At 75.6% G+C, this 17,377-nt stretch carries 13 protein-coding genes; 4 read left to right on the forward strand and 9 right to left on the reverse strand.

Annotated features, from left to right (window positions below):
• Positions 1-60 precede the first annotated feature (60 nt).
• Positions 61-987, forward strand: a complete 927-nt coding sequence (locus FXF65_RS23725; RefSeq protein WP_246199038.1) for an MFS transporter — start codon at positions 61-63, stop codon at positions 985-987.
• 15 nt (positions 988-1,002) lie between these two features.
• On the opposite strand, the gene FXF65_RS23730 is transcribed toward FXF65_RS23725, so the two are convergent.
• Positions 1,003-2,148, reverse strand: coding sequence for a CaiB/BaiF CoA transferase family protein (locus FXF65_RS23730; RefSeq protein WP_148352223.1), 1,146 nt, complete (start codon positions 2,146-2,148; stop codon positions 1,003-1,005).
• Between the two features lie 93 nt (positions 2,149-2,241).
• Positions 2,242-3,699, reverse strand: a complete 1,458-nt coding sequence (locus FXF65_RS43890) for a hypothetical protein (protein ID WP_187412472.1) — start codon at positions 3,697-3,699, stop codon at positions 2,242-2,244.
• Positions 3,700-4,079: 380 nt separating this feature from the next.
• Between FXF65_RS43890 and FXF65_RS23740 the strand changes: the two genes are divergently transcribed.
• Complete coding sequence (locus FXF65_RS23740) at positions 4,080-5,891, forward strand: serine/threonine-protein kinase (protein WP_187412473.1); 1,812 nt, start codon at positions 4,080-4,082, stop codon at positions 5,889-5,891.
• 11 nt (positions 5,892-5,902) lie between these two features.
• Here FXF65_RS23740 and FXF65_RS23745 read toward each other — a convergent pair whose 3' ends face one another.
• From FXF65_RS23745 to FXF65_RS23755, 3 genes are all read right to left on the reverse strand, one after another.
• The gene (locus FXF65_RS23745) at positions 5,903-7,975 is read right to left on the reverse strand and encodes a fibronectin type III domain-containing protein (protein ID WP_148352225.1); all 2,073 of its coding nucleotides are present in this window, start codon (positions 7,973-7,975) and stop codon (positions 5,903-5,905) included.
• Positions 7,976-8,061: 86 nt separating this feature from the next.
• Entirely contained in the window at positions 8,062-9,000 is a 939-nt protein-coding gene (locus tag FXF65_RS23750; protein ID WP_148352226.1) for a threonine ammonia-lyase, read from the reverse strand.
• Positions 8,997-9,191 carry a hypothetical protein gene (locus tag FXF65_RS23755; protein WP_148352227.1) on the reverse strand — a complete coding sequence of 65 codons (195 nt, stop codon included), beginning with the start codon at positions 9,189-9,191 and terminating at the stop codon, positions 8,997-8,999. The genes FXF65_RS23750 and FXF65_RS23755 overlap by 4 nt, the downstream gene beginning before the upstream one ends.
• Before the next feature lie 18 nt (positions 9,192-9,209).
• On the opposite strand from FXF65_RS23755, the gene FXF65_RS23760 reads away from it, so the two are divergent.
• The gene (locus FXF65_RS23760; protein ID WP_148352228.1) at positions 9,210-9,848 is read left to right on the forward strand and encodes a hypothetical protein; all 639 of its coding nucleotides are present in this window, start codon (positions 9,210-9,212) and stop codon (positions 9,846-9,848) included.
• Here FXF65_RS23760 and FXF65_RS23765 read toward each other — a convergent pair.
• Genes FXF65_RS23765 through FXF65_RS23780 form a run of 4 tightly spaced genes read right to left on the reverse strand, consistent with a single transcriptional unit; the run spans position 9,829 to position 16,245 of the window.
• Positions 9,829-12,012: a transglutaminase TgpA family protein gene (locus FXF65_RS23765; RefSeq protein ID WP_148352229.1), complete on the reverse strand. Its 2,184-nt coding sequence runs from the start codon at positions 12,010-12,012 to the stop codon at positions 9,829-9,831. The two genes, FXF65_RS23760 and FXF65_RS23765, sit on opposite strands and share 20 nt — an antisense overlap.
• A complete protein-coding gene (locus FXF65_RS23770; protein WP_148352230.1) occupies positions 12,009-13,139 on the reverse strand; it encodes a DUF58 domain-containing protein in 1,131 nt (376 codons plus the stop codon). Before FXF65_RS23770 ends, FXF65_RS23765 begins: the two co-directional genes overlap by 4 nt.
• A gap of 14 nt (positions 13,140-13,153) precedes the next feature.
• On the reverse strand, positions 13,154-14,137 hold the full coding sequence (locus tag FXF65_RS23775; protein ID WP_148352231.1) for an AAA family ATPase: 984 nt from the start codon (positions 14,135-14,137) through the stop codon (positions 13,154-13,156).
• Positions 14,137-16,245, reverse strand: a complete 2,109-nt coding sequence (locus FXF65_RS23780) for a fibronectin type III domain-containing protein (RefSeq protein WP_148352232.1) — start codon at positions 16,243-16,245, stop codon at positions 14,137-14,139. Before FXF65_RS23780 ends, FXF65_RS23775 begins: the two co-directional genes overlap by 1 nt.
• Before the next feature lie 358 nt (positions 16,246-16,603).
• Between FXF65_RS23780 and FXF65_RS23785 the strand changes: the two genes are divergently transcribed.
• A complete protein-coding gene (locus FXF65_RS23785) occupies positions 16,604-17,353 on the forward strand; it encodes a M50 family metallopeptidase (RefSeq protein WP_148352516.1) in 750 nt (249 codons plus the stop codon).
• Positions 17,354-17,377 lie beyond the last annotated feature (24 nt).

Below are 17,377 nucleotides of genomic sequence, written 5' to 3' on the forward strand. Positions count from 1 at the left end.
ATCATTCCCGCTCGAAATCCGGCGGTGGGCCGGGCTACTTTTCTTGCATGTACAAAAATAATGGAGAACGGCCCGCGGCGGTGCTGGCGGCCGCGTCCGCCGCCCAGTTCGTCGTCGCGCTGGACATGGCCGTGGTCAACGTCGCGCTGCCCGCCGTCCGGGGTGAACGCGGCGGGCGGGGCGCTCGGCGTCCTCGCGGGCGGCGTGCTCACCGAGTACGCGGGCTGGCGGTGGGTGATGTTCGTCAACCTGCCGATCGTGGCGGTCGCGCTGGCGCTCGTCCCGGCGGGCGTGCGCGAGTCGCGGAACCCCGGGCCCCGGGAGCGGATGGACGTCCTCGGCGCGGTGCTCGCGACGTCCGGGATCGGGCTGCTGGTGTTCGGGGTCGTCCGCACCGACGTCCGGGGGTGGACGTCCGCCGCGACCCTCGGGACGCTCGCCGCCGCGTTCGCCCTGCTGGCCGCGTTCGTCGCGGTCGAGGCGCGCGTGCGGTCGCCGCTCGTCCGGCTCGGCCTGCTGCGGAGCCGCTGGGTGGGCGGCGCGAACGTGATCGTCTTCCTCGCGGCGGCGGGCCAGTTCGCCGGGTTCTACTTCGTGTCGCTGTACATGCAGGAGGTGCTCGGGATGGGCGCCGCCGCGACCGGCGCCGCCTTCCTCCCGTTCTCCGCCGGGGTCGTGCTCGGGACGGTCGCCGCCGCCGCGACGACCGGCGTCGCGGCGCGCGAGGGGGGCATGGCGTCCGGCCTGCTGAACAGCTCCCGGCAGCTCGGCGGGTGCGTCGGCGTCGCCGCGCTCGCCACCGTCGCCGCGCACCGCACCGGGACGGGCACGTCCCCGGCGGCGCTCAACGACGGCTTCGCCCTGAGCCTCGCGGTCGGCGCGGGCCTGTTCGTGCCGGCCGCGCTCGTCGCCGTGGCGCTCCCCCGGCGCGCCGCCGGGGGCTCGTCCGCCGCGGTCGCGGAACCTCGACTGGAAAGAACACGCTGAGCGGCCTGACGCGGATCAGGCTTGGGCCACGGCGCCTTCCTTGAGGAGGGTCTCGGCGTCCTCGAAGCCCAGGTCCTCCAAGACGGCGCGGGTCTGCCCGCCGGGCAGGACGGGGACCCCGTCCGTACCGGCGGGCGTGCGGGAGAAGCGCGGGGCCGGGGCGGGCTGGCGGTGCCCGGCGAGCTCGGGGAAGACGTCCCGGGACGTGTTGTACGGGTGCTCCGCCGCCTCGGTCATCGACAGGACGGGCGCCACGCAGGCGTCGCTCGGGACGAAGACCTCCGTCCACTCGTCGCGGGTCCTCGTCCGGAACTCGGCGGCGAACCGGTCGCGCAGGACGGGCCATCCGTCGCGGTCGTGCTGGGCGGGGAGGTCCTCGCCGGCGAGGCCGACGAGGCGGAGGAACTCGGCGTAGAACTGGGGCTCGATGGCGCCGACCGCCATGTGCCCGCCGTCCGCCGTCTCGTAGACGTCGTACCAGGGGGCGCCGGTGTCGAGCATGTTCACGCCGCGCCGGTCCTCCCAGAGGCCGCCCGCGAGGAAGCCGTGGACGAAGGTCGACAGGTGCGCCGCGCCGTCGACGATGGCGGCGTCCACGACCTGGCCGCGCCCGCTGAGCTTCGCCTCGAGCAGGGCGGAGAGCACGCCGACGACCAGGTACATGCTGCCCCCGGCGAAGTCGCCGAGCAGGTTGATCGGGATCTGCGGCGGTCCCCCGGCGCGGCCGATCGCGTGCAGGGCGCCGCTGATCGCGATGTAGGCGACGTCGTGGCCCGCGGTGGAGGCGAGGGGGCCGTCCTGCCCCCAGCCGGTCATCCGGCCGTAGACGAGGCGGGGGTTGCGGGCGAGGCAGGCGTCCGGGCCGACGCCGAGCCGCTCGGTGACGCCGGGCCGGAACCCCTCCAGCAGGACGTCGGACTTCTCGACGAGGCGGAGCACGACGTCCCGGCCGAGGTCGTTCTTCAGGTCGACCGCGATCGACCGCTTGCCGCGGTTGGTGAAGTCGGTGCCGCCGGACGCCGCCCCGTCCCGGACGGCGGACGCCCGGTCCACGCGGATCACGTCGGCGCCGAGGTCGGCCAGCAGCATCGCGGCGAACGGGCCCGGCCCGATCCCGGCCAGCTCGATCACCCGTACTCCGGCGAGGGGCCCGTTGCCCATCTGCGACTCCCTGAATCTCGTTCGGTTCCCCCTAGTGTGCCCGATCCCGGTAAGCGCGCCCTGATCCGGGGCCGCGCCGGAAAGGGGGTCCCGTCAGCGGGCGGTCAGGGTGACGCGGACGCCGCGCGGGCCCGGCGCGACGAGCAGCCGGTTCCGCGTGTCCGGGCGGACGACGCCCTTCGCGTGCGGGACCAGGCCACGCCCCGCCGCGGCCAGGTAGTACCAGCGGCCGGCCGGGGACCGCCACCGCGTCCCGCTCACCGGGCGCCGCGCGTCGCAGGGCCCGGTGTCCCGGTCGCCCGCGCCGAGCAGCGTCGCGCGGGCGGTGGCGGCCCCGCCGGAGTAGGCCAGGCGGGTGCACACCCAGTCGGCCCGCTTCCCGCCGTCGGGGAGCTGGCCCGTCCAGAAGTTCCAGGCCGTCGCCTCGGTGACCGCCCGCGCGTCCGGACGGACGAGGCAGGCGAGGCGGTTCCAGACCCGGCGGCCGTTCGCGCCCAGCCGGGCGGGGCGCTCCGCGCCGCCCGGCCGGTGATCGGGCCCGTGGTAGGCGAGGACGGCGGGGTCCGGGCCGCCGAGGTCGCCGACCGTCCGCGCGCCGAGATGGAAGAGCGGGCCGCGCCCGCAGCCGGTGGCGGCGCGGGCGGCGGCGGTCACGCCGTCGGCGACCGGGAGCGGGCCGCCGGTCAGGGCCTCGGGACGCGGGTCCCAGGGCGCGAGGAGGTAGCGTCCGCCGCCGAGCGGGATCGGCGCGGACGGGTCGGCGGGCGCGGCGACGGCGTCCAGGTCGTCGCGCGCGTACCGGGCCAGCCGGTCGCCGCGCCGCAGCACGGCGAGGGGCACCCCGTCCACGTGTCCCGCGTAGAGGAGCCGGACGTCGCGCCGGTCGCCGGGGGCCGCCCACGCGCGGGCGGCGCGGGCGGTGAACGCCCGGTCGCGGACGAGGTCGCCGCGCGCGGGCCAGGCGTCGAGCGCGCGGACGTGCCGCCAGGCGTCCGGCGCGGCCGCCACGACGCGCGGGCCGCGCGGCCGGGGCGCGTGGTGCTCGGTCGAGACCAGCACGGCGACCAGGCCCGCGGTGAGGAGGACGGCGGTCACGAGCGGCAGCGCCGAGCGGGTCCGGACCGGGCGGAGCACCGGCTCGAACCGCTCGGGGCGCCGTCCGCCCGGCGGCCGGGTCGCGTCGGCCGCCCGGATCGCCGCCCACGGGTCGCGCACCCGCAGCTCGATGAGCTGGTCCCGGACGGCGTACCGCGGCAGCCCCTCCACGTGCCGCAGGACGTAGGCGACCCGGACCTCGGGGTCGAGCCGCGCCAGCGCGGCGGTCAGCGCCGGGTCGGGCAGCCGCGGGGGCAGCGCCCGCAGCCACGGGCCGAGCCCGACGCGCAGCCGCCGGGACGGCCGCATCGCCCGGCGCAGCACCCGGGTGCGGCGGCGCGCGTACCCGGCGGGCGAGCGGTCGCGGGCGCCGCGCGCGGTGCCGTCCACGATCCGGCGCGCGACCGCGAGGCGGTAGACGCGCTTTCCCCGTCCCGGCAGCACGAAATAGGCCATCCGGACAAGATCTCCATAAGCCGATTTCGCCGCCGGCGTTTCCGTCGCCGAATGCGTCAGGACGTCCTCCGTCACGGCGGGCCGCTCCCTCCGGGCCGTTCCTTCGTCGCGAAACCAGAGGCTAGGCCGCGCCCGGCGGCGCCCGGAACGGAATTGGGACACTGATTAATCAGCCCTTGGAATTGCCGCCCATTTCCCTTGGACGAAGCGGACGCGGACGGGCGGCCCGGCGGCTGATGGCGCGCCCGGATCAGCCGCGCCCGTTTCGTCCCCGTACTACGCTGTCGAGCGCCGGGGAACCTCCCCGGGCCGCAGGACATCGAAAGATCGCGCCCCCCGCCGCGACCCGGACCGAGCCACCGAGAGGGATCTTCCTGCCCATGACCGAGGACGTCCCCGGCTACCGGGTGCTGGAGCAGGTCGGCGAGGGCGGCTTCAGCGTCGTCTACCGGGCGCACCAGGAGCGCCTCGACCGGATGGTCGCGCTGAAGGTGCTGTCCATCGGCTCGGTGGACGACGCGGCGATGCGGCGCTTCCAGCGGGAGAGCAAGATCACCGGGCGGTTGTCCGGCCACCCGAACATCGTGACCGTGCTGGACACCGGCACCACCCGGTCCGGGCGCCCCTACATCGCGATGGAGTACTTCGAGCACGGCGCGCTCACCGACCGGCTCGCGCGGGAGGGGCCGCTGCCCGTCGCGGACGTCCTGCGCATCGGCGTGAAGATGGCGGGCGCGCTCGCCGCCACGCACGAGACCGACGTCCTGCACCGCGACGTCAAGCCGCAGAACGTGCTGCTGTCCCGGTACGGGGAGCCCGCGCTCGCCGACTTCGGCATCGCCCGCCTGGTCGACAGCTTCGACGCCACCCACACGCAGGCGTTCACCCCGCACCACGCGGCGCCCGAGATCCTGGAGGGCAGGCAGCCCGGGGTCGGCGGCGACATCTACTCGCTCGGCTCGACGCTGTACCAGCTCCTCGCCGGGCGGCCCGCGTTCAAGGGCCCGCCGGGCGAGGGCATCGCCCTGCTGATGCTGCGGATCCTGCACGACGCGCCGCCGCCGATCCCGCGCGGGGACGTCCCGCCGCAGGTCGCGGACGTCATCGGACGCGCCATGGCGAAGACCCCCGAGCAGCGGTTCGCGACCGCCGTGGAGTTCGCGCGGGACCTCCAGCGGGTGCAGGCCGAGCTCGGGCTCCCGGTCACGGACGTCGCGCACAGCAGCGGCGCCGTCCTGCCGGTCGCGCCGGTGGACGGCGGGCCGGGCTCCTCGTCCGGCGGGTTCCCGTCCGGCGGGTTCTCCTCGTCGGGGGCGCGCACGCCCCGGCTGACGTTCCCCGACACCTCTCAGCCGTCGCCGTCGCCGCCGTCGTCGGCCGGGACGGGGCCGCCGCGCGTCCCGGAGTGGGCGCCGACCGCGCAGGGGCCGTCCGCGCCCGCGCCGCCGTCCCCGTGGCATCCGGACGCCGCCCCGCCGCGCTCGCCGGACGCCCTCCTCCCCCAAGACGCCCCGATGCGGCACGCGGCCGCGCTCCGGCAGGCGCCGCCCGCCCTGGGCGACCCGCGCGCGAGCGGCTCGTACACGACCCCGCACACCGCGCCGCACACCGACCCGCACACGAATCCCCATACGACGCCGCACGCCGACCCGCGGCGGCTCGGCCAGGACCACCGTCCGGACGACGGTCCGCGCCGGGGCCTCATCATCGCGGCGGGCGTCGCGCTCGTCGGCGGCCTCGGGCTCGGCGTCGGGGCGCTCGCGCTGACCGGGAACGGAGACCCGCAGGGGACGTCGCCGAACGGGGGCACCCCGGCGGCCTCCGAACCCGCCCCGCAGGGGCAGGCCACGGACGTCCCGGCCCAGCCGGTCACGCCCGCGCAGCTCGCCGCGGCGCGCCCGCGCAAGGTCGTCGCCAGGCCGGTCGGCCGGGCCGCCGCCCTGATCTGGACGCTCCCGCCCGCCGCGCACGACCTTCCCCTGCTCATCCAGCAGCAGCCCGCCGGGACGACCCCGATCGTGACGGTGAAGGCCGGGTCCCGCTCGGCGACGATGCCGGGACTGCGCCCGAACACCGTCTACTGCTTCAAGGTCGGCGCGGTGCTGCGCCTCAACCAGGGCCGGGCGCCGGACGTAGCGTGGTCGGCGCCCGCGTGCGTCCCGAAGGGCAAGCAGAAGAAGCAGAAGGTCTGAGCGGGACGGCCCTACGGCTCGCACGTCCACACCGCGGGCCCGGCGAAACTGTTCCAGTCGCCCGGAGTGTCGACCAGGTAGCCGATCACGTAGCCGAGTTTGCCTTGATACGTGATGTAGGCGTACTTGTCGCCCTTGAGCGTGGCGTTGCGGTCGAAGTACGCGCCTTTCACCTGGCAGTGCACGTCGACCATCTCGCCGTTGTTGTCGTTCATGGTGACGATGGTCTTGCCGTTCTCGACGTCGGGAATGTCCCTGACGTAGGAGGTGGACTTCCCGTTGCGCTCGATCGGGTATCGGCCGATGGGGCCGGTGAGCCTCGTGTTCAGCTTCGCGGCGGAGCTGCTGCCCGCGCCGTTCACGGCGGACACGGTGAAGGTGTAGAGGCCGTTCGTCCACACGTCGCCGAGGGACGCGGACGCGGCGGAGACCGTCCGGCTGCCCTTGACGGGGCCGTCCCAGCTCAGCTTGTAGGCGGCGGGCGCGTCCGCGCCCGGCGGGGGCGTCCAGGCGACCTTCGTCCCGGACGACGTCGCCTGCGCGGTGAGGCCGGTCGGCGCGCCCGGCGTCACGCACGGCCGGACGGGGTCGCTCGGCGCGGACGCCGTCTCGCGCGTCCGGCCGCGGGCGTCCCGGTAGCGGACGGCGACGCGGAACCGGTACTCGCGCGCGCAGTCGCCGCCGGTCACCGTGAACGGCCCGCCGCCCGGCCCGGCGGCGGCCGGAGCGGCCCTGAGCCCGGACGGGACGTCCTTGAGCACGAACCCGAGCACACCGTCGCCACGCGAGGGCTGGTAGTCGACGCGCATCGTCCCGGCGCCCGGTGTGACCGTCACGTTCGTCGGCGCGGCGGGCGGCTGCCCGGGTCGCGGCGGGCGCGGCGGCGTAGACGGCCGCTGCGGCGGCGTCGGGTCGCCGACCCCGCCGGGCAGCGGGATCTCGGTGCGCCTCGGGCCGCCCGCGACCCGGTCCCGGTACTTGTCGATCCCCTTGGACGCGCCGCCCCGGTCGATCACGACGGCGTGCGGGCCGCCCGGGTCGTTGGCCCAGAGCAGGCCGTCCCGGACGAAGACGTCCAGCCGGGACGGGCGTCCCGACACCGGGACCGGCGCCTCGAACCGGTTGGCGGCCGCGTCGTACACGACGAGCGCGCCCGCGGTCTCGTCCGGGATGTAGACCTTCGGGCCGAGCATCTGCGGCGGCCGGTAACGGTGCCTCGGCATCGTGAGGCGGGTGCTGGAGTACCGTCCGGTGCCGGTGTCGACGGTGACCAGCGAGCCGGTCCCGGGCACGAGCAGCGGGACGGTCGTCCCCTCGGTGCGGGCGGGGGCGAGCACGCCGCCGCGCCCGGACCGCCGGACGGTCGTCGGCAGGCTGACGGTCAGCCGCGCCCCGGACGATTTCAGCACGGTCGCGGTCGCGGCGGTCGAGTCGGTCACGACGGGGTCCCCGCCCGCGATGGTCAGGGCCAGGCTGTCGCCCGCGCCGCCGACCTTGACGGGCGGCTGGAGGCGGCCGTCCGCGAACGCCGACACCTCGCCGTTCCGCGACACCGGCACCCACAGCGCGCCCCGGGCGTCGATCCCGGCCTGGCCGAGCAGCGGCGGCAGCGTCGCCGCCGGTCCGACCGGGGACAGCGCGACCGGGTCGATCTGCTGCACGACGCCCTTGATCGAGTCGACCGTGTACGCCCTGCCCGCCCCGGCGAGCACCTGGATGCCCTGGCCGAGCGGGCGGCTCTGCCCGATGTCGAGCTGCGCCGGGTCCAGCCTGCTGACCACCCCGGTGATGAGGTCGACGATCAGCACGGTGGCGCCGTCCTGGACGACCTGGATCTCGTGGCCGCGCATCTGCGGGATCACGCTCGTCTTGCCGTCCACCTTGGCCGCCGGGCCGTTGGCGTGGACGACGAGGCCGCGGCTCCCCGCGCTCAGCCAGGCGCCGACGTCGGCGAGGCGGTACCTGGCGCTCGCCGCGCCCACCCCGTACGCGGCGGCGGCGATCGCGAGCGCGCCGACGAGGCCGGCGGCGACCTGGCCCGTCAGCCGGTCGCGCCGGAGCAGCCGCCGAAGGCCCGCCCGCACTGTCCTTGATCACCGTCCCCGTATGACGGGATACCGTAGCGGCAACCGTTCCGAAATAACCGGTATTTGGGGAGATAGGGCGCGGATCAGTCTTCGGCGATCGCCGCGGTGAACGTCGGGACGGTGATGTTCCGCCCCGAGACGACGACCACGAGACGGCCCGTGACCTCGACCGCCCCGGCGAGGACGGCGGCGATCCCGGCCGCGCCCGCGCCCTCCGCGACGAGGCCGTGCTCGCGGAACAGCCAGCGCATCGCCGCGCGGATCCGGTCGTCGTCGACGGCGGTCAGCACGGCGTCCCGGCCGATCACGGACGGGGTGACGCAGCCCGGTTCGAGGTTGCCGGGCAGGCCGTCGGCGAACGTGTCGCCGACCTCGACCGCGACGACCCGTCCGGCCTCGACCGAGGCGGACACGCCGCGCGACACGGCCGACTCCACGCCGACGAGGCGCACGCCGTCGCGTTCGCGCGCCCACAGGGCCAGCCCGGCGAGCAGCCCGCCGCCGCCGACCGGCGCGACGACGGTGAGCGGACCGTCGCCGGCCTGCTCGTCCAGTTCGCGTCCGATGGTGCCCTGGCCCGCGATGACCGCCGGGTCGTTGTAGGGCGAGACGTAGTGGCCGGGCAGCGTCCGCGCGTACGCCTCGGCCTCGTCGTAGGTCGTCCCGTGCCGGACGAGCCGCACCGGGAACGCGCCGATCTTCTCGACCTTCGCCCGCGACGCGCGGGTCGACACGACGACGGTGACGTCCGCGCCGGACCGGGCCGCCGCGTGGCCCATGCCGAGCCCGTGGTTGCCCGCGCTCGCCGTCACGGCGGGCACGCCGTCCGGCAGGGCGGCGACGGCGGCGAGCGCGCCGCGCACCTTGAACGCGCCCATGGGCTGGAACGTCTCCAGCTTGAGCAGCGCGTCCGGGGCGAGGGCGGTCGGCGCCACGGGCGTCGGCGCGAGCGCGGCGGACACGGTGCGCCAGGCGCGGTCGAGGTCGTCCAGGTCGGGTGGGCGGACGTCGCGGACGTTCACCCGCGCCCTCCGGCGGACGTCTCGTCGAGCTCCTCCCCCAGCCGCTCGTGCAGGCGCGACCGGATCTCGTCGGGCGTGTAGGAGCGGCGCCGCCGCTCGGCCCGCACCACCACGGCGCCGGTCGCCGCGACGCCGAGGAACCCGGCGACGCCCAGTGCCTTCCACAGACCAGGGGATTTGAGCAGACGCATACGGATACCGTATCGATCATGCCTGGTACGAGCATCCCACTCGACGAGGCCGCCGAGCTGACCCGCACCGGTGACGTGTGGCTCTTCCGCGGCCGGACGGTCGCCGACCGCGCCATCCAGTTCTCAACGAACAGCCCGGTCAACCACGTCGGGATGGCGGTGGTCATCGACGACCTGCCGCCGCTCATGTGGCACGCCGAGCTGGGCCGCTCCCTCCCCGACATGTGGTCGGGCGGGCGGCACCGCGGCGCGCAGCTCCACGACCTGCGCGACGCCGTCCTGGTCTGGGGGAACCGGTACGGGCAGCGGGCGTGGCTGCGGCAGCTCGACCCGCCGCCGACCCGGGAGATGGAGGACGCGGCGCTCCGCGCGGTGGCCCGGCTGGACGGCACGCCGTTCCCCTCCACGTCCCGGCTGGCGACGCGGTGGGTGCGCGGGCGCGTGCCGATCCGGCGTCCGGCCGAGCGGGAGCAGGCCCTGGAGACGGCGTTCTGCGCGGAGATCGTCGCCGTGACGTACCAGGCGATGGGGCTGCTGCGGAAGGGCCGCCGCCCGAACTGGTTCGACCCGGGGCGGTTCTGGAGCGGCGACGACCTGGAGCTGGAGGCGGGCGCGGCGCTCGGCGGCGAGATCGCCGTCAGCCTCCCCGCGAAGTGACGTCCCGCCGGTCCCTCAAAGAGCGCGGGTGGAGGCGGCGGCGGAGTCGGCGCAGCCGCCCGGCCTTCGCGGTGACGAGGCGTCCGAGTTCGTCGGTGTGCCGCCAGGCGAGGTCGGCGGCGTCCGGGGCGGGACCGGACGCGGCGAACCGGCTGCGGTTGACGAGGTCGGCGAGCGGGCGCAGGTGGCCGTGGGCGTCCGTGCCGACGCTGGACGCGCCGAACTGCGCGACCTCGTGCGCGGTCAGCGTCCGGACGGAGGACAGGCCGACGTCCGCGAGGTCGTCGAGGGCCTGGTGCCAGGCGCCGGTGACGCGCGCGGCGGGCGTGCCCGTCCGGCGCCGCCGCCTGCGCAGGGCCGGGGCGAGCAGGACGGCGAGCACATAGCCGATCAGCAGGACGGCGACCCCGATCGACGCGAACACCCACCACGGCATCGGCGAGCCCTCTTCGGACAGGGCCGTCTTCTGAGCCTTCTTTTGGGGCGTGTTCCCCGGCCCCTGCCCGCGCTGCTGGGACGCCGCGTTCTTCTGCGCCTCCTCCAGCTTCTGCTCCGTCTCCCCCGCCGCGACCGAGTCGTTGTTCTTGGAACGGCGTGCGCTGTCGGGCATCGGGTTGAAGCGGATCCAGCCGAGACCGTCGAACTTGACCTCGGGCCAGACCATCACGTCCCCGGAGCGGACCTGGACGGTGTCGCCCACCCGGTTCCCGCCGTCGAAGCCCACCACGACGCGGGACGGCAGGCCGGCCGTCCGGGCGAGCAGCGCGTAGGCGGTCGCGAAGTGCTCCGGCGTCCCGCGCCTGCCCTCGCCGAGGAAATAGTCGAGCTGCCGATAGCTGTGGCCGGGCGGGGCCGTCACGTCGTACCTGGCGTACCGCTTGAGGTACTGGGCGAGCATCGCGGCCTTCTGGATCGGCGACACCGCACCCCGCGTCGCCGCCTGCGCGAACCGCCGGAACTCCGCGATCTGGACGGGCGGCTCCTTCGCGCCCGGCCCCCACGGCAGTTCCCGCGCCGCCCGCGCCTCGGCGTCGGTCGCGACGGCGGCGTCCGCGAGGTCGTCGGCCGTCCACTCGGGGACGACCGAGTCGACCCGGTACGCCTGGCCCGGACGCAGCGGCTGCGCCGCCGCGAGGGCCCCGCTGGCTGGGTCGACGACGACGGGCAGCCCGTCCACCTGGCGCGGACGGTCCGCCGCCGGAACCCACACGCCGGGCAGGTCGCGGATCGTGATCCGCTGCCCGACCTGGTGCTCGCGCTCCGGCTTCGGCCCCTCCGGCACGCGCCGCCCGGTCGGGACGAACCGCGCCGTCGACGACCACGTCACCCCGTCGAAGCGGTCGAGCACGGCGAGCCGCTCGATCTCGCTCCGCCTGGACTGGACGGTGAACATCACCTGGTCGGGGCTCAGCAGCCACCCGCCGACCCGGTCGAGCGGGCTGACGCTGTCGCGCTGCTGCGGCGGCGGCGCCCGCACCTGCTCGCGCGGGTTGTACGGCTCGGCGCCGACCGGGACGACCGGCCCGGACGCGAACGCCAGCCCGCCGAGCACGGCGGCGGCCGGGACGCCGACGACCAGCGGACGCCACGCCATCCCCGAGGCGGACACGTCCGCGCGCAGCATGACGAGCATCGCGATGAGAACGACGGTCGCGGCTGCGAGGGGGACGTTGGAGCCGGGGCCGTCCACGCCGAGCAGCAGCGCGACCGCCCACGCCGCGAGGGACGGCACGCACGGCACGGCGCGCAGCGCCGTCCGCAGCGCCAGCTCGGCGGACGCGAACGCCGCCAGCCACACCACCAGGCTGACCAGGACGAGCAGTTCCGGCTCGGCCGGGGCGGGCAGCAGCGTGGTCAGGATCGTCTTCCACGAGCCGAGGACGCCTTCGCGCAGCGTCCGCGGGAGCGTTCCGTCGCCGAGCGCGGGACGCAGCACCGTGAGGGTGACCGTCGCCGCCCACGCCACGACCGTCAGCACCACCGAGATCCACAGCGGCCACGGCTTCCCGCGAGGGCCGGACAGCAGCGCGCACAGCACCGTCGGCACGACCGCCGCCACGGCCGCGACCGGCGCCACCGGGCCGAACCCGAACACCCGCTGGAACGCGAGCCCGGCGACCGCCGCCAGGCAGGCGGTCACGGCGAGGGAGGCGTAGCGGGTCACCGGACGCTCCCGAGGCGCCGCCACGACTCGGCCAGCCCGTCCAGGTCGGCGAGGTCGATCACGTGCACGCCGGGCGGCGCGGACGCGGGCCCGGACGGCCGCACCCGCAGCACCACGACCCGGTCGAACCGGCTCCGGACGGACGCGATCCGCCCCAGCTCCGCCGTGCCCGACGCGACCACGACGAGCGACCCGCCCGCGCGGACGCGGCGCAGCGCGTCCACCGCCGACCGGGGCCCCTCCTTCGGCGCGACGGCCGTGAGCCGGTCGAGGAGCGCCTCCACGTCGTCGGGCCCGCCGCGCGTGTCGGCGAGCGGCCCGTCGCCGGTCAGGACGCGGACCGGGAAGTTCGCCGCAGCCGCGCCCACCGCGACCGACGCGGCGGCGTCGACGGCCAGCTCGAAGTCGTCCGGCTCCGCCCAGGCGTCGGGACGCGCCTCCAGCACGACCGTGGTCGTCGGCAGGCTCGCGTCGACGAGCTGGCGGACCATGAGCGTGCCCGTCCGCGCCGAGGACTTCCAGTGGATGTGGCGCAGCTCGTCCCCGATCACGTACTCGCGGAGCGCGTGGAACGTCGCCGTCCCCGCCGGGGACCGGTCGCTCGTCGGCCCTTCCAGGTGGTGCGCGCGGCCGGACGGCAGCAGCGGCAGCCGCACCGTCTTCGGCCGGACGAGCAGCACCCTCGGCTCCCCGTACTCGCGGACGCGCCGCGCCAGCCGCAGCGGGTCGGCGCGCACCAGCCGCAGCGGGCCGACCGGGATCTCGCCGCGCCGGTCGGTCGGGAGCCGGTAGGTCACCGAGCGGGTGCCGCCTGGGCGCAGGCGCGGAACGTCCACCGCCACCGACTCCGCCCCGGCCGCGTCATGCGCGCTCACTCCGCGCGCAGCACGCCCCCTGTTAGTGACGTGCACGACGCCGACCGCCGGTTCGCCGCGCTCCACCTTCGCGGGCGCGATGTCCCGGCGGACGTCCAGCTTCGGGCGCGGCAGCGTCCACAGCGCGGCGGCCCCCACCGCGGCCAGCCCGGCGACCGCGAGCATCGCGGGCTCCGGGTACCCGAGCCACCAGCCCGCCGCGTAGAGCAGGACCGACCCGGCCGCCGTCCCCCATCCGAGCGGCGTCAGCACCTCAGACTCCGCCGCTAGACACCGGCGGCCTGCGGCGTCGGCACGTTCCGCAGCGCCTCGCCGACGACGTCCGCGCCGGTGCGGCCGCGCAGCTCCGCCTCCGGCGTGACGATCAGCCGGTGCGCGATCACCGGGACGGCGAGCGCCTTCACGTCCTCCGGGACGATGTAGGACCGCCCGGCCGCCGCCGCCCGCACCCGCGCCGCGCGCAGCAGCGCGATGCTCGCCCGCGGCGACGCGCCGAGCCGCAGGTCGGGATGCTCGCGGGTGGCCGCGACGACCCGCACCAGGTAGTCGAACAGCGGCGGCGCGACGTGCAGCCGCTGCGCGAAGTCGATCATGCGGGCGAGGTCCTCGCGGGCCATCACCGGCGGCATCTGGTCGAGCGTCGCGCCGGTCGGCGCGCCCGCGAGCAGCGCCACCTCGGCCTGGTGGTCGGGGTAGCCCATCGAGATCCGCATCAGGAACCGGTCGAGCTGCGCCTCCGGCAGCGGGTAGGTGCCGTCCATGTCGACCGGGTTCTGCGTCGCGATCACCATGAACGGGCGCGGCACCGGGTGCGGCGCGCCCTCCACGCTGACCCGGCGCTCCTCCATGACCTCCAGCAGCGCCGACTGCGTCTTCGGGGAGCCGCGGTTGATCTCGTCCGCGACGGCGATGTTCGCGAAGATCGGACCGGGGTGGAACTCGAACGCGCTCGTCCCCTGGTTGAAGATCGACACGCCGGTGATGTCGCTCGGCAGGAGGTCGGGGGTGAACTGGATGCGGGTCCACTTGGCGTCCACGGACGCCGACATCGCGCGGGCGAGCGTCGTCTTGCCGACGCCGGGGACGTCCTCCACGAGCAGGTGCCCCTCGGCGAGCAGGCAGACGAGCGCCAGCTCCACCTTCTCCCGCTTGCCGCGCACCACCCGCTCGACGTTGCCCGCGAGCGCCGCGAACATCTGCGCGAACCGCGCTACCAGGGCCTCCGCGTCCATCGACCCGTTCTCGGTCATCAGCCGCACCCCCAGAGCGTCGAGGAGAAGGTCCCCGAGTCCGAGCCGGGGGTGGTCACGTAGATGTCGCTGACCCAGCGCACCCGGCCCCCGTACTCGATCTTGTCCCAGACGGTGCTGACGAGGCTGCCGTCCTGCTGGTCCTGGACCCGGTCGCCGGTCTCCTGGCAGATCACCTTCACCGCTCCCGTGAAGCCCTTGGGGAACGAGCCGTCGCGCGGCGTCGTGGTGGCCGGGCCGGTGTGCAGGTAGGTGTTCGTGGTCTCGTTGTGGTGCCCGTTGTAGGTCCGGGCGTGGGCGGCGGGGTCGAGAGTCTCCGAGACGCTCACCGGCGTGGACGACCCGGCGCCGTTGCGGGCGGTCACGGTGAACGTGTGGGTGCGTCCGTTGGCCAGGCCCGTGACCGACTTCGAGGTGCCCGCGGCCGTGGCCGTGCCGCCGTCCCAGGCGATGTCGTAGGTGACGTCGTAGCCGGACGACGCGCCCCAGGTGAGGTTCGCGCCGTGGTTGACGCCGGTCGCGGCGAGCGCCGTCGCCGGGCCGGGGGCCGTGCACGCGGTCGCGCCGACGTCGCCGGACTCGCTGTAGGCGGCCTTGCCGTCCTTGCCCCGGTACTGGGCGGCGACCTTGTAGATGTGGGTCGTCGTGTCGCAGGTGAGGCCGCCGACCGTGAACGTCCCGCCGCGGGTGTTCGCGGGGAACCGCGCCGGGCTCGCCCCGGCGACCGGCGCGCCCGCCTGGTCGAGCAGGACGAACCGCGTCACCGGGTACACGCCGGGCGGCTGGGCGGCGGGCGTGAACCGCACCTTGACCGACCCGCCGTCGCCGGACGCGGCGGGCGTCGGCGGATCGGGCGCGGTCGGGTCCTTCTTCACCGGCGCCTTCGGCGGCCTGCCCTGCGGTGGGACGCCGTTGGACCCGCCGGGCCCGCCGCCCGCGCCGTTGCGGTTGCCGCGCCCGCCGCCCGGCTCCGCCTGGACGGGCAGCGGCCGCCGCGCGCCGCCCGGGATCCGGTCGTCGTACTTCTTGATGCGCTTGACGCCGCCGCTCGGGTCGAACGCGAGGGCGATCGCGCCGTTCGGGTCGTTCACCCAGAGCATGTGGTCGCGGACGAGGATCTCGATCGTCCCGCCGGGCCGGGTCGCGGCGATCGGCCGCTCCCAGGTGTTGCCGTCGACGTTGAAGACCAGCAGGCGTCCGGACGTGCGGTCGGGCAGGTACACGCGCGAGCCGAGGACGTGCGGCGGCTCGAACGCGTGGGCGGGCATGCGCAGCGCGACCGAGTCGACGCGCCCGACGCCGGTGTTCAGCAGGTACAGGGCGCCGCCGTCGCCGAGCATCGGGACGATCTGCCCGTCCGCCACCGCCGGGACCTTGACCCCGTCGCGCGCCCGCGCGACCGGCGCGGGCAGGTTGATCCGCTGCGTGCCCTCCGGCCGGACGACCAGCGCGGTCGCGGACGTGCCGTCGACGATCACGGGACGTCCGGCCGCGATGGTGAGCGCCAGCCGGTCGCCGGGCTCGCCCACGCCGACCGGCGCGCCCTGCCCGGAGCCGCGGAACGGGACGACCTTCCCCGTCCGCGGCTCGGGCACCCACAGGATCCCGTCGGCGTCGATGCCCGCCTGGCCGAGCGGCGCGGTCAGCGTCGTGGCCGCGCCGAGCGGCGTGAGCCGCAGCGGGTCGATCTGCTGGACGAGTCCCTTGACCAGGTCGACCGTGTACGCGGCCCCCGCCCCGGCGAGCACCTGGAGGCCCGGCCCGCCGACCGGGCGGCTGCCCGTGATCGTGAGCTGGGACGGGTCGATCCGGCTGACGACGCCGGTGTCCTCGTCCACGAGCAGGACGGTCGTGCCGTCCTGAACGATCTTGATATGGTGACCGCGCAGCTGCGCCGGGACGGCCGCCTTGCCGTCGACCTTGCCCGCCAGCCCGTTCGCGTGGACGACCAGGCCCTTCGCACCCGCGCTGAGCCAGGCGCCGACGTCCGACAACTTGTACCTGGCGCTCGCCGTGCCCACCCCGTAGACGAGCGCGCCCACGCAGAGCACGCCGACGAGCCCCGCCGCGACCTGCCCCGTCAGCCGGTCACGCCGGAAACACCCCATGACTCCGCGCCGCCCCCTGGCCCGCGCGGAGGATCGATCCCCGTTCAATCCCCGTCACACCCTCTCGATCGCGCCGGGATCGGGAGCCGCGATCCCCGGTGCGAAGGGCACCATAACGGGTGTGCGGGGCGCGCCGTATCGAGATCCGCGAAGATCCCACCTGGTGATCCACTGTGACACCGCCGGTTACGGGCGGACCGGAATGACATTGATCACATCTCCGGACACCGCCCCGCGCGTCCGGTCTCCGGTCCCGTATGCGTTACGACCGTGGTGAACCGAACGCGAACGTTATCCCCGGCGTCCTAAGGTTGGGCAGCGCGAATCGGGCAGCGCGAGGACGACCTCCGAGGTGGACGTGGAAAACGTGAGCATCGCCGACCTGTGGGACCGCGTGACGGGGACGCAGCCGGACCCGCCGTGGTGGCTCGTCCTGCTCGTCGGCGTCGTGGCGCTCGGCGCGGTGGCGCACGGCCCCACCTGGCGGGTCGCGCGCAACACGGTGACGATCGCGCACGAGGGCGGGCACGCGCTCGTCGCCCTGCTCACCGGCCGCAAGCTGGACGGCATCAAGCTGCACTCCGACACCTCGGGCGTGACCGTGTCGCGCGGCAAGCCGCACGGCCCCGGCATGATCTTCACGGCGCTGGCCGGGTACCTCACCCCGCCGCTGCTCGGCCTGTTCTTCGCGCTGCTGCTCGCGGGCGGGCGGATCACGCTGATGCTGTGGTTCTCGCTCGCGCTGCTCGGCGGGATGCTCGTCATGATCCGCAACGCCTACGGCGCGCTGTCGGTGATCGCCACCGGCGCGGTCATCTTCGCCGTGTCGTGGCTGGGCAGCGCCGAGGTGCAGGCCGGGTTCGCCTACCTCGCCGCGTCGTTCCTGCTGCTCGCCGCGGTCCGGCCGGTGGTCGAGCTGCAGCGGATGCGCGCCCGGCACATGGCGCCGAGCTCCGACGCCGACCAGCTCGCGCACCTCACCGGCGTCCCCGGCCTGGCCTGGGTGAGCCTGTTCGGGGCGGTCGCGCTGGTCGCGCTGGTGACCGGCGGGGCGCTGCTCGTCCCGGACGTCTCGCTCCCCGACCTCCCCGGGCTTCCCACCCCCTGATCCCGCCTGGCCGGCGCCGTGGTG

This window comes from Actinomadura syzygii (assembly GCF_008085905.1).
Taxonomy (GTDB): Bacteria; Actinomycetota; Actinomycetes; order Streptosporangiales; family Streptosporangiaceae; genus Spirillospora; species Spirillospora syzygii.